Source organism: Muriicola sp. SD30 (assembly GCF_041205185.1).
GTDB lineage: Bacteria > Bacteroidota > Bacteroidia > Flavobacteriales > Flavobacteriaceae > Muriicola.
The window spans coordinates 1-2,262 of the sequence record NZ_JBGEWB010000013.1 but is presented as its reverse complement, the minus strand read 5'-3'; the positions used below and the strand labels follow the sequence as shown (position 1 = coordinate 2,262).

At 33.7% G+C, this 2,262-nt stretch carries 3 protein-coding genes; all 3 read left to right on the top strand.

Features of this window, described 5'->3' with window-relative positions; genetic code table 11:
• Nucleotides 1-99 precede the first annotated feature (99 nt).
• The 3 genes from AB8P51_RS15200 (at nt 100) to AB8P51_RS15190 (ending at nt 1,987) form a co-directional block, all read left to right on the top strand.
• Nucleotides 100-624 carry a hypothetical protein gene (locus AB8P51_RS15200; RefSeq protein ID WP_369749729.1) on the top strand — a complete coding sequence of 175 codons (525 nt, stop codon included), beginning with the start codon at nt 100-102 and terminating at the stop codon, nt 622-624.
• A gap of 136 nt (nt 625-760) precedes the next feature.
• On the top strand, nt 761-1,213 hold the full coding sequence (locus AB8P51_RS15195; RefSeq protein WP_369749728.1) for a hypothetical protein: 453 nt from the start codon (nt 761-763) through the stop codon (nt 1,211-1,213).
• Between the two features lie 189 nt (nt 1,214-1,402).
• Nucleotides 1,403-1,987 carry a hypothetical protein gene (locus tag AB8P51_RS15190; protein ID WP_369749727.1) on the top strand — a complete coding sequence of 195 codons (585 nt, stop codon included), beginning with the start codon at nt 1,403-1,405 and terminating at the stop codon, nt 1,985-1,987.
• Nucleotides 1,988-2,262 lie beyond the last annotated feature (275 nt).

Genomic DNA, 2,262 nt, shown 5'->3' with positions numbered 1-2,262 from the left:
AAACCAAAAGATTTCGCTATGTGCGTGGCGGAAAGCAAACGCTGGTTTGCTCCCGTACTGTTCATAGCTAAAACGTTACCCAACATTTTATAAAATCATATGACAAAAAGAGATTTTTTTAGAATCATAATTAGATCATTTGCACTTTACTTACTACTTCTAATATTGTTTAATCAACTTCCTACAAGTATTAGTTACATAGGTATAGATTTTAGTTTAATCGGCATTCTTTACATAAGTGTGGGCTTCATAATTCTCATATTATTGTTTTTTGCTCTGATGAGAAAATCTGATGCAATTATTGACATCCTGAAAATTGATAGAGGTTTCGATGATGATCATATTGATTTAGGTAATTTAAGCCAGAAGCAAATATTAGATTTTGCGTTAATACTAATTGGAGGGTTTCTATTTCTTGACCATCTTCCAGAGTTCTTTAGTTTTTGTTATTTAGGATTTAAGAAACTAGTGTCTGGAAATAATTTAAACCCTGCAGAAGGCTATCATCTTGATCAAGAATCGGATTATTTTAGGTGGGTTTTTTCAGGTATTAATATTTTACTTGGTTATTTAATAATTACCAACTACACAAAGCTCTCCAAATTCCTCTTAAAAAATAAATAAACGTTGGGTAACAACGGCTATAACTCATGGCTTTTCGCTTGGCCGTTTTTTCCTATTTTTAAAGAAACAAAAAAACGTCTGACGCTTGCCACGAAGTCATAGCCAAGACCGTTGTAATGCATTTGAAAACAAGCACATGAAAGTGATTACTTCAATTTTACTCTTATTGTCAAGCATAACTTTGTTCTCACAAACAGAGAATATAATTGGAGAATATTTTTTCCACGCTGGCGAAAAGGGAAAACATATGATTGAATACACATTGACATTAAATCAAGATGGAACTTTTATTTTTCATTCGCACAGGAATCATAAAAATGGGATACCATGGGAAGAAAATAAATACGGAAAAGGCAGCTGGAGTTTAGATGGAAAAGTTGTTTCTTTTGTCACAAACGAGCAAAGAGATTTGGACGAAAAACATACATTGGATTTCAGTAATTCTAAAGCTCGCTTTATAACCAAGCCATTAAAGGACAAAACTGATCGGGTAATCAAAACTAGACTTCAGTTTTTTGAATCTGAAATCTCCTGGATTGAAAGACTAGAAATATTAAAAAATAAAAACGCATTACAACAACGGCTATAATCCAGCGCTGCTTTCTCAATACTTTGAAATTTCCTACATTTAATTTAAACAAGGAACTGGCTAAAATGTTAAACGGTCAGGGCTCGCTTTTGCCGAGGCTAATTTCTTCCTCTTGAAGAGAGGAAGAGCCAAAACGAAGCTCGCCCTTAATATCGCGCCGAGATCATAGCCAAGACCGTTAGGCAACATATGAAAAGAGCATTAGTCATTTTAGGAATATGTTGTTTTTTAAACACTACTAAAACCAATTGCCAAATGTCAACGAATACGTATGAATTGGAAATGGACAAGTTACTTGCGAAAAAAAATCCTAATTATTATAAAGGACTAAAAAAAACTCTTTCCGAATTTCAGCTGGAGCTAATTACGAAAGGATTAATTGAAAATGAAACTTATCATAGTTTACTAGAATTACTAAAAAAAATAAGCAAAGACGCTAAATTTAACTTTGACATTGAGTATGACCTGAAAGAAAGACTTAAAGAGTTAGGAGAAGGAATTACTAATATCATGCCCTCCATCGAAAGTTCTTTGATTGCACAAAACTATTTGAATATAGAAAATTCGAAGGACTTCACTTTTAATCAAAAAATTTCAAAATTGGTCAATGATGGACAAGAATTAAATCGCTCAAAAATTGCGGATTTGATAATGGAAATATATGACCAAAATGACTTTGAACTTCTTTTGATTAAATTGAAAATGTTCAGATTTATAGACCCCAAATCGGATTTCATTGTTCCTGTATATGCTGGAAAACCAACACGTGAATAAATACGTTGCCTAACAACGGCTATAATCCAGCGCTGCTTTCTCAATATTTTGAAATTTCCTACATTTAAATAAAACAAGGAACTGGCTAAAATGTGAAACGGTCAGGGCTCGCTTTTTCCGGCGCTAATTTTGCCTGCAAGGCAGGAAACCCGACGCTGAGCTTCGCCCTTAACACCGCGCCGAGATCATAGCCAAGACCGTTAGGCAACATCTCAAATTGATTCTCCATTTAAAATAAAATACTTATCTTTGACGTTAGTAACGTAAAAGGTATG

What these genes read in the sequence shown, in the direction of transcription:
- AB8P51_RS15200 (WP_369749729.1), top strand. Translation starts at nt 100, where the DNA reads ATGACAAAAAGAGATTTTTTTAGAATCATAATTAGATCATTTGCACTT.
- AB8P51_RS15195 (WP_369749728.1), top strand. Translation starts at nt 761, where the DNA reads ATGAAAGTGATTACTTCAATTTTACTCTTATTGTCAAGCATAACTTTG.
- AB8P51_RS15190 (WP_369749727.1), top strand. Translation starts at nt 1,403, where the DNA reads ATGAAAAGAGCATTAGTCATTTTAGGAATATGTTGTTTTTTAAACACT.